13 protein-coding genes and 1 pseudogene are annotated in these 17,827 nt (G+C 44.0%); 7 read left to right on the top strand and 7 right to left on the bottom strand.

Features of this window, described 5'->3' with window-relative positions:
- The first annotated feature begins 297 nt into the window (after positions 1–297).
- On the top strand, positions 298–1,458 hold the full coding sequence (locus QUF19_RS09500) for an HD-GYP domain-containing protein (RefSeq protein ID WP_286292051.1): 1,161 nt from the start codon (positions 298–300) through the stop codon (positions 1,456–1,458).
- A gap of 129 nt (positions 1,459–1,587) precedes the next feature.
- On the opposite strand, the gene gnd is transcribed toward QUF19_RS09500, so the two are convergent.
- The 5 genes from gnd to QUF19_RS09525 form a co-directional block, all read right to left on the bottom strand.
- Entirely contained in the window at positions 1,588–3,036 is a 1,449-nt protein-coding gene (gnd, locus tag QUF19_RS09505) for a decarboxylating NADP(+)-dependent phosphogluconate dehydrogenase (RefSeq protein ID WP_004733587.1), read from the bottom strand.
- A gap of 28 nt (positions 3,037–3,064) precedes the next feature.
- On the bottom strand, positions 3,065–3,781 hold the full coding sequence (gene pgl / locus QUF19_RS09510) for a 6-phosphogluconolactonase (RefSeq protein ID WP_017108181.1): 717 nt from the start codon (positions 3,779–3,781) through the stop codon (positions 3,065–3,067).
- Complete coding sequence (gene zwf, locus QUF19_RS09515) at positions 3,778–5,280, bottom strand: glucose-6-phosphate dehydrogenase (protein WP_029226035.1); 1,503 nt, start codon at positions 5,278–5,280, stop codon at positions 3,778–3,780. Before zwf ends, pgl begins: the two co-directional genes overlap by 4 nt.
- A gap of 453 nt (positions 5,281–5,733) precedes the next feature.
- Entirely contained in the window at positions 5,734–6,429 is a 696-nt protein-coding gene (locus QUF19_RS09520; RefSeq protein WP_017108183.1) for a response regulator, read from the bottom strand.
- A gap of 69 nt (positions 6,430–6,498) precedes the next feature.
- Entirely contained in the window at positions 6,499–8,148 is a 1,650-nt protein-coding gene (locus tag QUF19_RS09525; RefSeq protein WP_434784907.1) for an ATP-binding protein, read from the bottom strand.
- A 589-nt stretch (positions 8,149–8,737) separates the two neighbouring features.
- On the opposite strand from QUF19_RS09525, the gene QUF19_RS09530 reads away from it, so the two are divergent.
- The 6 genes and pseudogenes from QUF19_RS09530 (at position 8,738) to QUF19_RS09555 (ending at position 16,354) form a co-directional block, all read left to right on the top strand.
- A complete protein-coding gene (locus tag QUF19_RS09530; RefSeq protein ID WP_102435127.1) occupies positions 8,738–8,965 on the top strand; it encodes a hypothetical protein in 228 nt (75 codons plus the stop codon).
- A gap of 221 nt (positions 8,966–9,186) precedes the next feature.
- On the top strand, positions 9,187–10,638 hold the full coding sequence (locus tag QUF19_RS09535; protein WP_286292082.1) for a TolC family protein: 1,452 nt from the start codon (positions 9,187–9,189) through the stop codon (positions 10,636–10,638).
- Positions 10,639–10,641: 3 nt separating this feature from the next.
- The gene (locus QUF19_RS09540; protein WP_286292086.1) at positions 10,642–11,616 is read left to right on the top strand and encodes an HlyD family secretion protein; all 975 of its coding nucleotides are present in this window, start codon (positions 10,642–10,644) and stop codon (positions 11,614–11,616) included.
- Between the two features lie 7 nt (positions 11,617–11,623).
- On the top strand, positions 11,624–12,958 hold the full coding sequence (locus QUF19_RS09545) for an ABC transporter permease (RefSeq protein WP_286292087.1): 1,335 nt from the start codon (positions 11,624–11,626) through the stop codon (positions 12,956–12,958).
- Positions 12,955–14,136 (top strand): ABC transporter permease, encoded by a 1,182-nt coding sequence (locus QUF19_RS09550; protein WP_286292090.1) that lies wholly within the window; start codon positions 12,955–12,957, stop codon positions 14,134–14,136. The genes QUF19_RS09545 and QUF19_RS09550 overlap by 4 nt, the downstream gene beginning before the upstream one ends.
- Positions 14,137–14,828: 692 nt before the next feature.
- Positions 14,829–16,354: pseudogene (locus QUF19_RS09555) on the top strand (alanine/glycine:cation symporter family protein).
- Positions 16,355–16,499: 145 nt separating this feature from the next.
- Here QUF19_RS09555 and QUF19_RS09560 read toward each other — a convergent pair.
- Together QUF19_RS09560 and QUF19_RS09565 are read right to left on the bottom strand one after the other, a co-directional pair.
- A complete protein-coding gene (locus QUF19_RS09560) occupies positions 16,500–16,727 on the bottom strand; it encodes a hypothetical protein (protein WP_286298920.1) in 228 nt (75 codons plus the stop codon).
- Positions 16,728–16,990: 263 nt separating this feature from the next.
- Complete coding sequence (locus QUF19_RS09565; protein WP_286292092.1) at positions 16,991–17,725, bottom strand: chromosome partitioning protein ParA; 735 nt, start codon at positions 17,723–17,725, stop codon at positions 16,991–16,993.
- Positions 17,726–17,827: the final 102 nt, after the last annotated feature.

A 17,827-nucleotide genomic window follows, 5' to 3' on the forward strand; every position in this document is an offset into this window, starting at 1 on the left:
AAGCATGCTCGTGATCCTATTTATCTTTCAATTTAATTTTAAAATGGTCACTTACCATCCTGATGTTGCGTGTAATACAGCCATCCCTCTCCCAACGAAGGTTCTTCTCAGAGATCCAGCAAACTCGCGTAAGTTAACAAAAACCATGATAGAAGCATGAAATATCCCTATTTAAACTAATGAAATTTAAATTTATTAGAACGCAATGTTGCGAATTTACAGCACGGTGCTATGTTAAAAGTGATATAGAAACCTACAAATAACGATATTAAACAATGATATAACTATAAATAAAGGTTGGCTTTGACCATGTTTGACTACTCCAAAATCAGCAGAGTAGCCGCCCAAGATAAAGATATTATCGCCATCGTTGATGATCTCTTTCGGCTAGCTCGCGAACATTACCCCATACTGTCTAGGCTTTCGGTCGTGCTGTGCAGTGAAAATAGAGCATCGAATTACTTTGTATCGGACACTCTGTGCCAAGAAGCAGAACATCGATACGTTGAGCAAGAACTTAAGCCAGAATCGGCTTTGTCTCGAATGGCAGAGTCTTTAGACACTCGAATCGTCAACGACCTCACCACCATTAACCCAACCAAACAAATAGCTCACCTGCTCGATCTCGGCCATCAAAGCAGTTATACGACACCTATTCATCATCAAGAAAGTAATCTTGGGTTTGTATTTATCAATGCTTCATCAACGGGATTTTTTGCTAAGCAAACTATTCAGTGTGATATCGCCTATCTCACTCAAGTCATCTCTAGCCTCTTCGTCCAATGGTTTGAGCGGCAGCGTCACTTTCAATCCTCTTTAGCGATAGCTTTGAACATGGGTCATGCTCGAGATCCAGAAACTAAAGAACACCTTATTCGCATGGGTAAATACAGTGAACAAATTGCTCGCACGCTGTCACACACCAAAAGAGAAATCACACATCAGTTCATTCATCGAATTCGGTTGTATGCGCCCTTTCACGACATCGGAAAATATCGAATTCCAGATAAAGTGTTGTTCAGTAGCGCGCGCTTTAATGAAGAAGAAAGAGCCATCATGAACAATCACACCTTATACGGTGAAGAGATGATCAATGACGTGGTTGCCCTATCTTGCCATACCTCTATGTGTGCTGACGAAATACAGTTCATTAAAAATATCGTGCGTCATCATCACGAGCGATTTGATGGCACAGGGTTACCCGATGCTTTGAGTAACACGGCAATACCACTCGAAGCCCGCATCGTGACATTAGCCGATGTGTTTGATGCGCTAATGAGCAAAAGAGCCTATAAACATGCGTGGACACTCGATGAAGTGATGAAATACATTGAAGCGCACAACGGTTCAATGTTCGACCCAGAATGTGTTGAGGCCCTTAAACAGAACCTAGACGGCTTTATGGCAATTCGGGAGCAATACAACGACGACACACAACCTCATATAATGACGGCTTGAGCCTAAACGTCTTGGTTGTGTAGACCAAAGAAAACGCGAACCAACAAAAAAGGATGCCTATTGGCATCCTTTTTTTTCTAGTTTACAGCTGAAAGAACGAACGTGTTCTTAACTGATTCTAACTAACGATTATACGTCGTAAGTTGTAGAAGCAGTGTCGCCGCCTGTACCAGTCCAGTTTGTGTGGAAGAATTCACCACGTGGACGGTCAGTACGCTCGTAAGTGTGAGCACCGAAGTAGTCACGTTGAGCTTGTAGAAGGTTCGCAGGAAGACGAGCTGTTGTGTAGCCGTCTAGGAACGTTAGTGCAGAAGTCATACATGGCATTGGGATACCAGATTCCATAGACTTAGCTGCAACTTTACGCCAAGCGCCCATGCAGTTGTCTAGGATGCCTTTGAAGTATGCATCTGAACCTAGGAATGCAATCTCTGGGTTCGCTTCGTAAGCATCACGAATGTTGCCTAGGAATGCAGAACGGATGATACAACCGCCACGCCACATAAGTGCAACGTTACCGTAGTTTAGATCCCAGCCGTTTTCGTTCGACGCTTCACGCATTAGCATGAAACCTTGAGCGTAAGAGATGATCTTAGAAGCAAGTAGAGCCTGACGGATTGCATCAACCCACTCTTGCTTGTCGCCTTCAACTGGAGCAACAGTCTTACCGAACAGTTTCTCAGCTTCAACACGTTGGTCTTTAAGTGCAGACAGGCAACGAGAGAATACAGACTCAGTGATTAGAGTCAGTGGGATACCCATGTCTAGCGCGTTGATACCTGTCCATTTGCCCGTACCTTTTTGGCCAGCAGTGTCTAGGATCTTCTCAACTAGCGCTTCACCGTCTTCATCTTTGTAACCAAGGATATCAGCAGTGATTTCTACTAGGTAGCTGTCTAGCTCAGTTTTGTTCCAGTCAGCAAATACAGCCTGCATTTCGTCGTGGTTCATACCTAGGCCATCTTTCATGAACTGGTATGCTTCAGTGATAAGCTGCATGTCACCGTATTCGATGCCATTGTGAACCATCTTAACGAAGTGACCAGCACCGTCGTTACCAACCCAATCACAACAAGGCTCACCTGCGTCAGTTTTCGCTGAGATACCTTGGAAGATAGGCTTAACCGCTTCCCAAGCTTCAGGAGAACCGCCTGGCATGATAGAAGGACCGAAACGAGCGCCTTCTTCACCACCAGAAACACCAGTACCGATGAAGTGGATGCCTTTCTCGCGAAGAGCGGCAACACGACGGTTAGTGTCTGGGAAGTTAGTGTTACCACCATCAATGATGATGTCGCCTTTGTCTAGAAGTGGTACAAGCTTGTCGATGAACGTATCTACAACGTCACCAGCACGAACCATAAGCATCACTTTACGTGGCGCTTCTAGCTTCTCAACTAGCTCTTCTAGAGAATAAGCACCAACAATGTTAGTACCTTTAGCTGGGCCTTCTAGGAACTCGTCTACTTTAGCAGCAGTACGGTTGTGAGCCACAACTTTGAAGCCGTGGTCGTTCATGTTTAGGATAAGGTTCTGACCCATTACTGCTAGGCCAATTACACCGATATCACCTTTCATTATTTTATCTCCTTGCGGCTATTCGCACTTATGCGATAGCACTTGCTGCATTTGAATCTAGGAACCACTCTGTTTCGCCAGTTTTAGACTGGATTTTTGCTGCCGGGTAAGGCAGTTCTGAAGCAGGAGTTGTATGAATTTCTTTAACGATCTCAACTTTACCTGCACCCAGTACTAGGTAGCTGATTCGTTTTGCTGCTTCTAAAACTTTCGCCGTTTTAGAAACACGGATTTGGCCCGACTCTGGGTGAGAAGCTAATACAGATAGGTTCTCATCCTGGTAGTCAGTTGCACCCGGGAATAGTGAAGCTGTGTGGCCGTCTGCGCCAACACCTAGCAGAATCCAATCAAAAACTGGCGTGCCGTTTTCTGTTGGAATCACATCTGCCATTTCTTTCGCGAAACGTTCTGCTTCTGCTTTAGGCTCATCTTCACCACGGATGCGGTGGATGTTCTCTGCAGGCAGGTTTACTTGTGTAAACAACAATGCGTTTGCTTCACCGAAGTTGCTTTCAGCGTCGTCTGGTGCCACGCAACGTTCGTCGCCCCACCAGAAATGAAGGTTATTCCATTGAATGCCTTCTGCGTATGGTGCTTGAGCTAAAAGCTTGAAAAGCATTTTTGGCGTGCTGCCACCCGACAATGAAATGTGAACAGGTTTGCCCTGCTCGCTGTATGCTTTCATTTCGTTTGCTAGGTTTTCAACGACCAATTCTGGCGTTGCAAAGATCTTGTGGTTGATCATAGTTCGCAGTAATCCGTGTCTGTTAGGTTTTTACATGGGAAACGCCATGCGCGGCCATCACGTTGCAGAAGCTCATCGGCTTCTTGCGGGCCCCAAGTACCACAAGCATAGCCAAACAGTGCTTGAGGATCTTGTTTAAAGTCTAAGATTGGTTGAACGTACTTCCAACATGCTTCTACTGCATCGGTACGTGCAAACAGAGTCGCATCACCGTTCAGTGCATCAAGAAGAAGACGCTCATAAGCCGTTAGCATTTGAGTTTCAGGTAAGTCAGAGTAAGAGAAGTTCATTTTCACTTCTTTTGCTTTGAAACCTGCACCTGGCTCTTTCAAACCAAAGCTCATCTGAATACCTTCATCCGGTTGGATACGGATAATCAGTTTGTTCTCTGGTGCATCTTGACCAAATACTGGGTGAGGTGTGTTCTTAAAGTGAATCACGATTTCCGTTACGCGCGTTGGTAAGCGTTTACCCGTACGTACGTAAAAAGGAACCCCATTCCAACGCCAGTTGTTGATGTGTGCTTTAAGACCAATGTACGTTTCAGTACGAGAGTCATCTGCTACACCCGGCTCTTCACGGTAACCAGGCAAGTGCTGGCCACGAACGTCTGATGCCGTGTATTGACCTAGAACCAAATCTTTACGCAGGTCGTCTTCTTCCAGTGGTTTCAGACACTGAAGTACTTTAACCACTTCGTCACGAATTGAATCCGCATTGATTTGTGCAGGTGGCTCCATACCAACCATTGCTAACACTTGTAGCAGGTGGTTTTGGAACATGTCACGAACTGCGCCAGAACCGTCGTAGTATCCGCCACGCTCTTCTACGCCAAGGAACTCAGCACCAGTGATTTCAACGTATTCAATGAAGTTACGGTTCCAGAGTGGTTCAAACATCGCGTTTGAGAAACGAAGCACTAGAAGGTTTTGTACCGTTTCTTTACCAAGGTAATGGTCGATACGGTAGATCTGGTGTTCTTGGAAGTGATGATGGATCTCTTCATCCAGTGCTTGAGCTGATGCTAGATCGTAACCAAATGGCTTCTCAATGATAAGACGACGCCAGCCGTTCTTCTCATCGTTCAGGCCATGCGCAGCAAGGTTTGCTGGGATCACACCGTAAAGGCTTGGCGGGGTTGCCAAGTAGAACAATGTGTTATGGTTTTCGAATTGGTAGTCTTGCTCAAGCTTATCCAGACGTTGGGCTAGACGAGCGTAATCGTCTACATCTGAAGTGTTGATCGCTTGGTAATGCAGATGTTCAATAAATGCATTCAGCGTCTCTGGCTCAGTTTTTTCCATTTCCTGAAGAGACTTCTTCAGCTTCTCACGGTAAGACTCGTCGCTGTACTCAGTACGGCTCACTCCAAGAATCGCAAAGGATTCTGGAAGTTGATTGCTAGCATACAGGTGGTACAAGGCAGGAATTAACTTGCGGTAAGTTAGATCTCCCGACGCACCAAAAATAACGATGCTGCTGTTTTCAGGTATTACCATCATCTTTCCTATAAAAACAAGGTTTTTAGTATTCGCCAAAGGTATCAGCGACATACGAAAATAGATAATAGGTCTTGGCTATTACATCAATAGCGAGAGCCTATTACACTTGAGAATGCGTTTGGTAAACGAGGGTGAATGCTATCACCTCTATTCGGGACAGTATTGTCTATGAGTATTTGATTTACATCAACCACTGTGAAAGCAATCGATTAAATATTGACTCATTTCGAACAAATTCTAATCGATAGCGAAGTTCACAAAGGTAGAAATAGCAGTAAATCGGCATTCTCAAACATTGTAGTAAAGAAAGAATGCCATCTGGTCTGTTGAGTGAGTGGTAGATTGGTCTTAAAAAGTAGACCGTTCTTATTCAACTTGTTTTACAGTTAAAAATTTACGGGGTTGTGTTTGTGTTATCTGTCTTGTGGAAGTCACGTTTGTTGCGCGCGACTACTTTCTCGGCTTGTTGTAGCAACGTTCCGGTCGACCTACAGTGCCATAGTTTAAGTCTGCTACTAACTCGCCGGTAGTAATCAAAAATTCTAGGTAGCGTCTGGCCGTGGTTCGGCTCGCCCCAATACGTTCACCCGCCTCATCTGCGGTAATATCAGCGATGTCGGCTTGTTGAAAAATGGCTCTAATTTTATCAAGCGTTACGCCATCGATCCCTTTCGGTAACGTAGAGACCTTTCGAGAGTCAGCCTTAGCATTCGCTTGCAGCATCTTGTCGACCAAACCTTGGTTAAGATCCGATACACTTTCAAACTCTTGCTGTTGCGACTGATACTTTTTCAGTGCCGCTTCCAAACGAGGAAACATCACAGGTTTGAGTAGATAGTCGACGACTCCACCGCGCATCGCCTGTTGCAGGGTATCGACGTCTCGAGCTGCGGTAATCAAAATCACATCACAGCCCTGATTACTGCCGCGAACGTGGTTCAAAATATCAAGTCCGCATCCGTCTGGCAGATACACATCCAATAAAACTAAATCAGGTTTTAAGATATCTAACTGCATTAACGCTTCAGACTGTGTGGTCGCAATCCCGACCACATCAAAGCCTCCCATCTGTTCTAAATAACGATGGTGAAGCTCTGCAATCGCAATATCATCTTCAATGACCATGACTCTCGTGATTGCGTTCATTTATGCTCTTCCTTTAACCATTGTATTCCTGTCACGTTGATCTTCACTCGATCGCTCCGTGCTCAATTATTATTGTTCTTCTTTCGGCAAATACACCGTCATGCGTGACCCAAAATCAGGGTTATCAATCATTTCTAGTTGCCCTTGATAACGGTCAGCAAGTTGCTTAATAAGATACAAACCAACACCTCGGTTCTGCTTCGCTTTGCTCGATACGCCTTTTTCGGTAAGTGCATTGGTTGCCAAGTGCTTTGGTAGACCACACCCCTTATCTTCGACTTCCACAATGATTTCATTGCCAAAATCGCTGATCGACACATCGATTACGCGGCGAGCTGGTGCAATTTGTCCTTCTTGTTTAATCGCCATCATGGTGGCATCAAAAGCGTTATCGATAAGGTTGCCAAGGATCGTCACGACATCTTCAGCGTTTAACCAAGCTGGCAATGCCTCAAGCCTTGAGCCCTCTTCAACTTTAAGCTCTAAACCAATCTCTCGTGCTCGTTCTGTTTTGCCTAAAAGCATGCCCGCGATCAGTGGATCTTTCACCGTCTCTCTTAAGAACTCAATTAAGCTCTGGTAATGAGCGGTTTCTTGACCAATCAGCTGTTGAACCGAGTCCAACTCACCCATTTGAATCAAGCCACTGATCGTATTGAGCTTGTTTTGATGTTCATGCGTTTGCGAACGAAGTAAGTCTGCATACTCTTTAGTTTGAGAAAGCTGATCGGTTAAATCGTTTATCTCATCTCGTAATCGGAAACTGGACACCGCGCCGACCACTTCACCCGCCACTATAATTGGGCTGCGGTTAGCAATGATTCGCTTATTGTTCAAGTACAGCTCAACGTCGTGATCGGTATCGCCAGTCGATAACAACTGCTCTAAGTCACTGCCCACCAACACATCTGATAGACGTTGTTGATTGAGCGCTTTATCTCTATCTATAGACAAAATATCGCAAGCGCTTTTGTTTATTGAGCGCAAAATACCGTTCTTATCGATACTTAAAATGCCCTCTTTCACGGTACTCATGGTCACATCAAGTTCTACGTATAAGCGGCCAATCTCTTCTGGCTCAAAGCCCAAAATAGCGCGTTGAAAACGACGAGACACATAGCTTGAAATCACCGCATTAACCGCAACCACCAGCAATGCCATAACGATCAAAAAGGCTAAATAAGGTTCAATTCTGTCTTGGAGAGAATCCAGTAGATAACCCACCGAGACCACGCCAATCACATTACCGTTTTGGTCTTTTACGGCAGATTTACCACGGACGGAGAAACCGAGCGATCCTTTAGCCGTCGAAACATAAGACTCACCCAACACCAAAGCCTTCTGATTGTCACCACCACGCATAGGCTTTCCAAGCCTGTCATCGTAAGGGTGTATCAGTCGAATGCCCTTTTCATCACCAACCACAATAAAGGCCGCTCCAATGAGCTTAGTAAGACCTCGGTATTTATCTTGAATCTGAGTAGTAAGAACGTAAGGTTTGCCATCGGACATAGCATTGTTCTTTTGAATAAGTTGGATAACGCGTGGTGATTCAGAAAGAAACTCTGCAACACCCAAAGCCTTCAAACCCATCTCTTGTTCTTGAGATTGTTTGATGTAATAAAAACCTGCTGCTGAAAGAATCAGAAGTTCAACGAGGCCAGTTACCGTCATGATAATCAGTAACCTTTTTCGGAAACTGATATTACTCCATTTCATATAAGACCGTCCCTAGTGCTTAGCGAACAATGTTAACACCAAGTTAATCTTATGGCCTTTTTGCTTGTATGAATTTGTGACTGTTACTCAACTAAATAATTGAGCATGTTATTAATTGATATTGCTTTACGTTATGCAGCCCAATCGATCGCTCATTTTTAGAACGGATTAGCTTAATAAGATAAATAAACGAATAAATATTGAGCTAGATCACTAAGCTTTTAGGTGTTTTTTAGGTTGTTTAAAATAAATACAATTATAATGGTTGCATATGAACAAATTCGTCGATGGTGAGTGATGAGTCGCATTTTCAAAACAGCTTTGTAACCGAGCCAAATCGGTTAACAGGTCAGCAACAATCACTCCAATAATGCACTTGTCAGTATGAGCAGTTTTGAATCACTAGACTTAAACGTTGTGTGGATGGGCAAGCTCTCCTCCCCATTCTCATCTAACGCTAGGTGAAGATGCTCAAGTGTTAATAGGGAATAACACCGAATACGAACCACTGATACCAAGAGTGGCACTGTCGAATTTAAACAGGATAAAAAACATAACGTATAAACATTGTTGAAAAGGAAACCAGGCAATGAAACGCGATAATTTTGGAATCTGCCTTACTAAGGCTATGTTGTTCAGAAACTTACAATCTACTTTTACTCATGTTAGAGCTTATGAGAAGAACGAGACTTCCCCGCTCGATCTAAAAGTGTTGTTAGCTTTCCCGCAAATGTCAGGTAGAGATTTATTACAAACCATGCAAGGTTCAAGACAATTGGTGTGGCGTGCCGACCACCATTGCCCAAGCTTCAAATAGCACCCTTCACTTTGCAATAAACACTTCTATACTGAACGAAAAGAGCACGCTTTGTCGTGCTCTTTTCGTCTCATTAATCTTTAATACCTGCATCACGTACTTTATTACATATAATTAACGAGTTATGAGAGTTTCTGTTCCTGTGAGAGAATCTGTTCAAGACAAACGATGATCCCCCTGTTAACATTAGAGTTAATACTCTAATCTGGTAATGAGTTCAAATGACCAAACCAAAATTCCGATGCCTTGCGATTGCCAGTATTCTTATCGGTACTATCAGTTCGCCTAGTTACGCTGCTCCGCTGACCTTTCCTGAAGCGTGGCAAATATTGCAAGAGAACAACAACTCTCTTGCCGCTCAACAAGCCAATGTTAAGCGTTATCAACATCTTCAAAACGCAACCGGAAGCCTTAATCTTCCTTCTGTGACCTTAGGTGCTAACTACACTCATCTTGATAGTGACGTGACAGTTAGCGGTCAACAACTGTCAGATAGCTTAAGTAATGTCCCAGCTAGTTTGTCTGCTATTGGAGCCGCGTTCCCTGGGGTAGCTTCATCTCTTGGCGGTGTCACCTCAACGATTACCGAACAAGACATCTTCAGTTCTTCCATTCGTGCGGTTTGGCCGATATTTACGGGCGGTCGAATTACCGCAGCACAAAGTGCAGCTGAAGGTAAAAGTGAAGAAGCGCAGAGCCAGCTGTTGATGGAAAGACAAGCTCGCTACGAAGACCTAAGCAAATACTACTTCTCGGTGATCTTAGCGGAAGACGTTGTGAAAACACGTCAAGCCGTTGAAGCAGGGTTAACTCAGCACCGTGATTTCGCGATCAAGCTGGAGCAGCAAGGGCAAATCGCACGAGTAGAGCGTCTACAAGCGGATGCTTCTTTAGATAAAGCCGTTGTTGAGCGTACTAAAGCTCAGAACGACCTCAAGATTGCTCAGTTAGCATTGACTCAAATACTAGGCCAAAGCCAAAGTGTTGAACCCTCAGAACAATTGTTTATCAATAAGAACCTCCCTCATATGGATGTGTTCATTGATCAAACACTCATGACCTACCCCGGCCTTAAGATTCTGGATGCTAAAGAGAAACAAGCAAGCAGCTTAATTAAGGCAGAAAAAGGCAAGTACTACCCAGAGGTTTACCTTTACGGTGATTACAGCCTGTATGAAGACGATTCGCTAGCCAGTGAAATGAAACCAGATTGGTTAGTCGGCATTGGTGTGAACGTACCGCTTATCGATACTTCTGGTCGCTCAGACAAAGTCGCAGCGGCTCACAGCGCGGTGTCACAGGTTAAATTCCTTAAATCTCAAGCTAAGCAAGACTTAACCGTGTTGGTTCAAAAGACTTATCTTGAAGCAAACCAAGCGATTGAAGAGGTTCAAGGCCTCAATTCAAGCCTGTCTTTGGCTGAAGAGAATCTATCGCTTCGTAAAAAGGCGTTCACTCAAGGGCTTTCTAACTCGTTAGAAGTGGTTGATGCAGAGCTTTATCTTGCGAGCATCAAAACTCAACAATCTGCTGCACGATTCAAATACCTAATCTCTCTCAACAAGCTTTTGGCGCTAACCAGCGAAATGAACGCTTATTCGAGTTACTTAACTTCTTCTGTTCCGTCTGGTTTCGATTCAAAAACAGACACCGCTAGCCAGTCAAAAGGATAATTCATGAAACCTATTAAGCCCCTTCTTCTATCTTTAGTTGGTATCGGCATTATTGGCTGGGTCGGATACAGTTTTTACCAAGCGTATCAACCTCAACCGGTTAAGCTTCAAGGCCAGATCGATGCCCAGCAATACAGCATCTCTTCTAAAGTACCAGGCCGAATAGACCAAGTCTTTGTACGTAAAGGCGATTCTGTAGAGAAAGGCGAATTGATCTTCTCTCTTCTTAGCCCTGAAATTGATGCGAAGCTAGAACAAGCAAAAGCAGGACAGAAAGCCGCAGGTGCATTGGCTAAAGAAGCCGAGAATGGCGCGCGTAGTCAACAGATCCAAGCCGCTAAAGACCAATGGTTGAAAGCCAAAGCTGCCGCTGACCTCATGAACAAAACCTACCAACGCGTCAATAACCTTTACAACGACGGTGTGGTTGCCGAGCAAAAACGTGACGAAGCCAAAACACAGTGGCAAGCAGCGAAATACACAGAAAGTGCCGCTTTCCAAATGTACCAATTAGCACAAGAAGGCGCTCGTGATGAAACCAAAGTCGCAGCGGCTCAAAAAGCATTGATGGCAGCCGGTGCCGTGGCAGAAGTAGAAGCGTACGCAAAAGACACTCAGATCCACAGCTGGTTTAGCGGTGAAGTGGCTCAAGTGTTACTGAGCAGCGGTGAGTTAGCCCCACAAGGCTTCCCTGTTGTCACTGTTATCGATACTCAAGACGCATGGGCGGTACTCAACGTTCGCGAAGATATGTTAAAGCATTTCGAGAAAGGCACGCAATTTGAAGCCTACCTCCCTGCTCTAGACAAATCACTGATCTTTAAAGTCACTCATATTGCCGTCATGGGTGATTTTGCGACTTGGCGTTCAACAGATGCAGCACAAGGCTTTGACTTACGTACATTCGAAGTAGAAGCACGCCCTGTCGATACTGACGAAACATTGCGCATGGGTATGAGCCTTGTGGTTGAGCTTTAGGTGACTTATGTCTGCTAACTTTCAACCTAGAGACTCGCAATCTAGAGACTTGCAATCTAAAGTCTCGCAATCACCTGAGCATCATAGAGTGAAGAGTGCCTTGCTTAGGCAGTGGGCGATTGTCCGCAAAGACAAGTGGTTGTTGTCGTGCCTAACTTGGATTCCCTTGCTTCTTGCTGCCAGTATTTGGTTAATTTTTTCACAAGGCATCGCCCGTGATTTACCTGTTGCGGTAGTTGACCTTGAACATAGCCAAATTTCGCAACAGTTCACGCGTTTAGTTGATGCTTCACCGACGCTGCAAGTGAGCCAGAAATACAGTTCGGCGAGCGAAGCCGCTAAGGCAATGATTGAACGCGATATCTACGGCTATGTCGTCATCCCTAGACACTTTGACCGAGATATTTACCTAGGGTTAAACCCGCAAGTTTCCGTGTTCTATAACAGTCAATTTATCTTAATCGGCAAACTGGTGAACTCGGCTCTGTTGCAGGCTCAAGGCACGTTTAACGCGCAACTCGAAGTGGTTAAACAGCTTTCACACGGTGATACCACAGTGCAATCGGCATTGGGGCAAGCGGTCACGGTGCAAAGCCAGATCACGCCATTGTTTAATAAGAACACCAGTTATGCGCAGTTCTTGGTATCAGCCGTTATTCCTGCTTTATGGCAGATCATGATTGTGGTCGGTACGATCTTAGTATTGACTGCAAACGTACGAGCTCGCGGTTTGAAAGCGTGGTTATCGAACTCTCCTATCAAGTCACTGACATCAACATTAACGCCTTATGTTGCACTATTTTTGGCGTTTGGTGTTGCCTTTAGTTTTTGGTTCTATGGCCTATTAGATTGGCCATTCAATGGTAGCTTTACGGCACTGACTATCGCCCAGCTGCTCACTGTCATCAGTTGCATCATCATGGGTTGTTTGTTTTTCTTCTTAACGCTTGACCCAGCTAGAGCCATGAGTTTCGCGGGTGCTTTCACCGCGCCAAGTTTCGCTTTCATGGGAATCACCTTCCCAGTAACCGACATGAACACGGCGGCTCAAGTTTGGAGAAGCTTACTGCCAGTGAGCCACTACATTGAAGTACAGACAGCACAATCCAGCTATGGCGTGAGTGCCGCACACTCGCTAATCAGCCTCTCCTCTATGTTGTGGTACGCAGTTCCTGCTTTCGTGGTGATGTTGTTGATTAAGAAGCACTTGGCGCAAGCAGATCTATCTGCACAAGCGGCTCTATCTGCAAAAGCAGCTATTTCAGCAAAAGCAGCTTTATCTGCAAAAACAACGCCGTCAACACAGCCAGAAGCATCAGAACAACAAGGAGTAAAACAATGAGCTTTACTCAACTGCTCAAGCAAGAACTCTTAGCCGTTCTGCGTAATCCCGTTGTATTGCTCACCGTGTTCGGCGGTGTGGTCTTCTATTCATTCTTATATCCGCTGCCTTACGCAAACCAAGTACCTGAACAATTGAAAGCTTCGGTTGTGAACTTGGACAAGAGTCAAAGCAGCTACCAATTAGAACGAATGGTCGATGCCACGTCTCAAATCGACTTAGTGCGTCGAGATTCTACTATTGAAGATGCGAAACAAGCCGTTCTTGACCAAGAGATTGGCGGGTTTATCGTCATCCCAGAAGATTTCTATAAAGACTTACTTCTTGGTAAAAGCCCAACGCTCTCTTATGCCGGTGATGCCTCTTACTTCTTGGTGTACGGAACCATTGTTGAAGGACTTGCTAAGGCTGGAGGCACGTTAGCCGCGCAAGTTAAGGTCAGTCACTTGTTGGTTGAAGGTGTGCCGTTAGAATCGGCTGCCAAAGGCTACAGCGCGTTCAGCTTGAACCTAAAACCAACCTTCAATAGTCGCATGGGATACATCGATTACGTGGTTCCCGCGGTATTTGTGTTGATCCTGCAACAAACCTTAGCCATGGCTTCTGGTTTGGTTGGCGCAACACAAAACGCTCAATCAACGTTTGGCTATTGGAGCAAAACTTCTCCCGCGAAACTGATGCTTGCTCGCTGTTGTACTTTAGTGGGCATTTATTACTTGTTGTCCATGTACTATTTCGGCGCAAGCTTTTCGATGTATGGAATTAACCTGCTCGCCTCAACAACACAAATTTTGACGTTGCTGTTGCCCTTCTTATTAGCCAGTTGTTTGATCGGGATATTTATTGGTGAGTTAGTACCAAGAAGAGAACTGGTCACTGTAGTGGTGTTAATCAGTTCAATGCCACTGATCTTCTCATCTGGGTTTATCTGGCCCGTTGAAATGATGCCTCAATGGTTAGTCTTGTTGTCGCAGCTCTTCCCAAGTACTCCAGCTATCCAAGGTTTCTTAGCGCTTAATCAAATGGGCGCGTCTTGGCAAGAAATAGCACCTCAATGGACGCTATTATGGGGACAAGTTCTGCTTTGGGGTTCGTTGCTGGCACTCAAGCTCTACCACAAATCGAGTAAAAGCATCGTTATCAATAGTACGAGTACGAACAATAGCAACAATCATTGAGCTGTTTAGCTCATCGAAAACCATTAAAAAGCTCTGATAAAGGGCTTTTTTAATGCCTCAGATCCGATGACATCTTCAATATCGAACGTTTAAAACCGCCAAGAACATATTAGATATTCAAAATCGCCTATTTCCCTATTGGATTCCATTCTCGTTATATTATCCGTCAATCTCACTATTATCTGCCTGTCTCATTATTATCTGTCGCTCACAGGCCCCTTCTTCCATCGCTCTCCAACTTAGATCGCTTTGATTACAAAATCACGACTCAAGGTTTAATAAAAAGCGTTTTAAGCAAGGATAAAAACGCCTACATAACGAAATGCACCAGTTGCTATAGCTGCGACTGCATATGCCATTTACAAGAAAAAAACCGTCGACTTATTCCAAAACAATGACAAAACCCGAACAAATGTAAATTTATTGTAAAAATTTCTTTGTTGGTATTATTTTTATGTATAGGATTATCAGTAGGACTTAGCTGACCGAATGCCATAGTCTTATTGGTCCACATACCAAAAGGATATCCATATAAAACAAGATCAGTACTTATCTTTATTTCGTTTTTAGACTTAGATACAGCCGTTTGTGTTGCCGTCAAATGAAGTAGATAAATCACTAAAATATAAAAATCAAATAGAAAACAAACACAACAGTAGCAAACATAATTTAATAAAAAGACAGGGAAAACCATGAAAAACATACGTGAATTATTTTTTGGGTTTATATTATTGTTTAGTTCCAGTGCATTTGCAGAAGAAGGATCATTTAGCCAAGGTATCAGTAAGATGGTTTTTTCAATGACTACACAGGGTGGTTCGTTGGATTAATCTTTAAAAGTGTTCCGCTTGGTGAAGCAAACTTCCCAATTATTGTTGGTTGGCTCTTGCTCGCTGCGATTATCTTCACTGTTTATTTTGGCTTTGTTCAATTTAAACGTGTTGGTATGGCGATAGACATTATCAAAGGTAAGTATACCGACCCTAATTCCAAAGAAGATGGCGAAGTTTCTCACTTTCAAGCGTTAACAACAGCGCTTTCCGGAACTGTCGGACTGGGTAATATTGCAGGTGTAGGTGCTGCACTCGCGATTGGTGGCCCTGGCGCAACATTCTGGATGATCTTGTGTGGCCTTCTGGGTATGGCCTCTAAGTTCTGTGAGTGTACCCTAGGTGTGAAATACCGAACCATTTTACCTTCAGGTGTCGTTTCGGGTGGTCCAATGTACTACTTGAGCCAAGGCTTGGGTGAAAGAGGTTTAGGCGGACTAGGTAAAGTCCTTGCTATTGGTTTTGCGTTAATGTGTATTTTAGGTGCATTGGGCGGCGGTAACATGTTCCAAGCGAACCAAGCACATGCCATGCTCACTTACGCATTTGATGTACCTAGTGAATACGGTGTTATCACAGGGTTTGTACTCGCTACCTTAGTGTTTTCCGTTATTGTTGGTGGTATGCCTTCTATTGCATCGGTAACAGAAAAAGTTGTTCCTTGGATGGCTGCTCTGTATATCGGTATGGCTCTGATTGTTATCGGTTCTAACCTTGATCAAGTGGGTCCTGCGTTCAGTGCAATCTTTACAGGTGCATTTACCGGTGAAGGTGTGGTTGGTGGATTTATTGGTGCGTTAATCCAAGGTCTGAAACGTGCTACGTTCTCAAACGAAGCCGGTGTAGGTTCAGCAGCAATCGCTCACTCAGCCGTAAAAACAAAAGAACCAATCACGGAAGGTCTTGTATCACTATTAGAACCATTCGTTGATACGGTAATCATTTGTACAATGACAGCATTGGTCATCACTATCGCTGGTTTAAACGTAGGTCCATTCGATGGAACAGGTTTAACAGGTGTGACACTGACTGCTGCATCGTTTACTGAAACTGCAGAAGTGTTTAAATACACACTCGCTCTCGCGGTAATCATGTTTGCGTTTTCAACAATGATTTCTTGGTCGTACTACGGTCTTAAGGCTTGGACTTACCTATTTGGTGAAGGTAAAACAACGGAACTGATTTTCAAAGTGATGTTCTGTGTGTTTGTTGTTATTGGTGCAACGATTCAGTTTGGCGCGGTAATCGACTTCTCTGATGCGGCTATCTTTGCGATGTCTATCTTCAACATTCTTGGTCTGTACTTCTTAATGCCTGTTGTGAAGAAAGAACTGCAATCATTTGTTGCTCGTGTGAAATCAGGCGAAATCAAGACTTACGATAAATAGCTTATCGATTGTCGTTAATAACACTGTTCTAAAAATTTTTGTAATACCCTTTGCTTGAGAAAGCGAGAACAGTACTGCAACATATCTAAAATCCCTATTGGCTATTGCTTAGCTCGTAGGGATTTTTTATGTCTGAATAGTTAGGCTAGTTGCTATCCTCAATGCCTTGCTCACTCTTTTCACTATCGTGTTCAACGTCGACACGACGAACCAACTCTTCTACTTCGATCATCTCTTTTTGCGCTAATGGCGAACAACAATCATCGAAACAATAAGCTATGGTGCAGTTCTCACAAAGATACTCTGGCATCACTCCATTCCTGTCTGTCGTAAAAGCAGTCAAATGCGAGTTGGCAATCGACTGCATGTTCATCCTGAACACCCCTATTATGCAGCGACTCTGAACTGAAAAGATGTATGCAAAGTCATTTAATAGACAACAAGTAACATATCATTATGGATATACGTAACTACTCACAAATATCTAAGTAAACAGTGAAAACACTTAAATAATCATTAATGAGAAAGCACCGGTTCTATGCTCCCGAGAAAACGCAAAACGCCCACATCACGTGTGTGATGTGGGCGTTTCGATATTTACTGTGAAACTAACTTTAGGTTGGCAAAGCCTTCGGCTTATAGACCCATCTCTTCAGTGAGCGTTTTGATCTGCTTGAGATCCATGGTGTGAACTTCAATCATTTGTCTGATATCACTCAGTCGAGAGTTCGCGTTATCTTGCTTCTCACAAGCGTCAGATTTCGCATCCCACGATGTGCCATCTAAGAAAACGTCACACGCCTTTTTCAATGAACCAAGGCTCTGTTCAAGCTCGTCTCTTTCTTTCTCAAGTTTCTCAAGCTCTTGAGATATCTGTAATTCTTTTCGGAAGACTTCACGTGAACGTTCAAAAAGGGTCGATTGCATGTCAGCTTGACGATTCAGCTTTTGATTGTTTTGTTGAGTTTCTTCTAGTGTTTGCTTCTGCTCATTAAGCTGTTGCTCTAATGAATAATTCGCTTTTTCTAAAACGGCAGATTGCTTTTCTAAATCTTTCAGTTCTTTTTGATGCGCTTCCGTCTGTTTCACTAAAGCGGCTTCTACTTTTGCATCGATCTCGGTATCGACCTTTGCCACTTTAGCTTCAACTGACGTCATCAATTCGGTTTTACTATCGCGCAATTCTTGATAACGAGTTTCGAGTACCTGATAAGTGGACTCCCACTTCGAAGCCGTCACTGTTGAACCGATTAAGCCACCCAGAGCTAAACCTATAACCGCAGCAATGCCGATATAAAGCTGACTGCGCTTATCGCGTTCTTCAATAACAACCACTTCATCTTGTTCGCTTTGTCCAGATTGCTGGTTCACTAGCGGGGACTCCCAAAAATATGTTTAACGTTACGCGGTCACTGGCACTGGCACTGGCACTGGCACTGATACCAATACTGGCACTGATACTGATACTGATAC

Origin of the sequence: Vibrio sp. FE10 (genome assembly GCF_030297155.1) — a bacterium.
Taxonomy (GTDB): domain Bacteria; phylum Pseudomonadota; class Gammaproteobacteria; order Enterobacterales; family Vibrionaceae; genus Vibrio; species Vibrio apostichopi.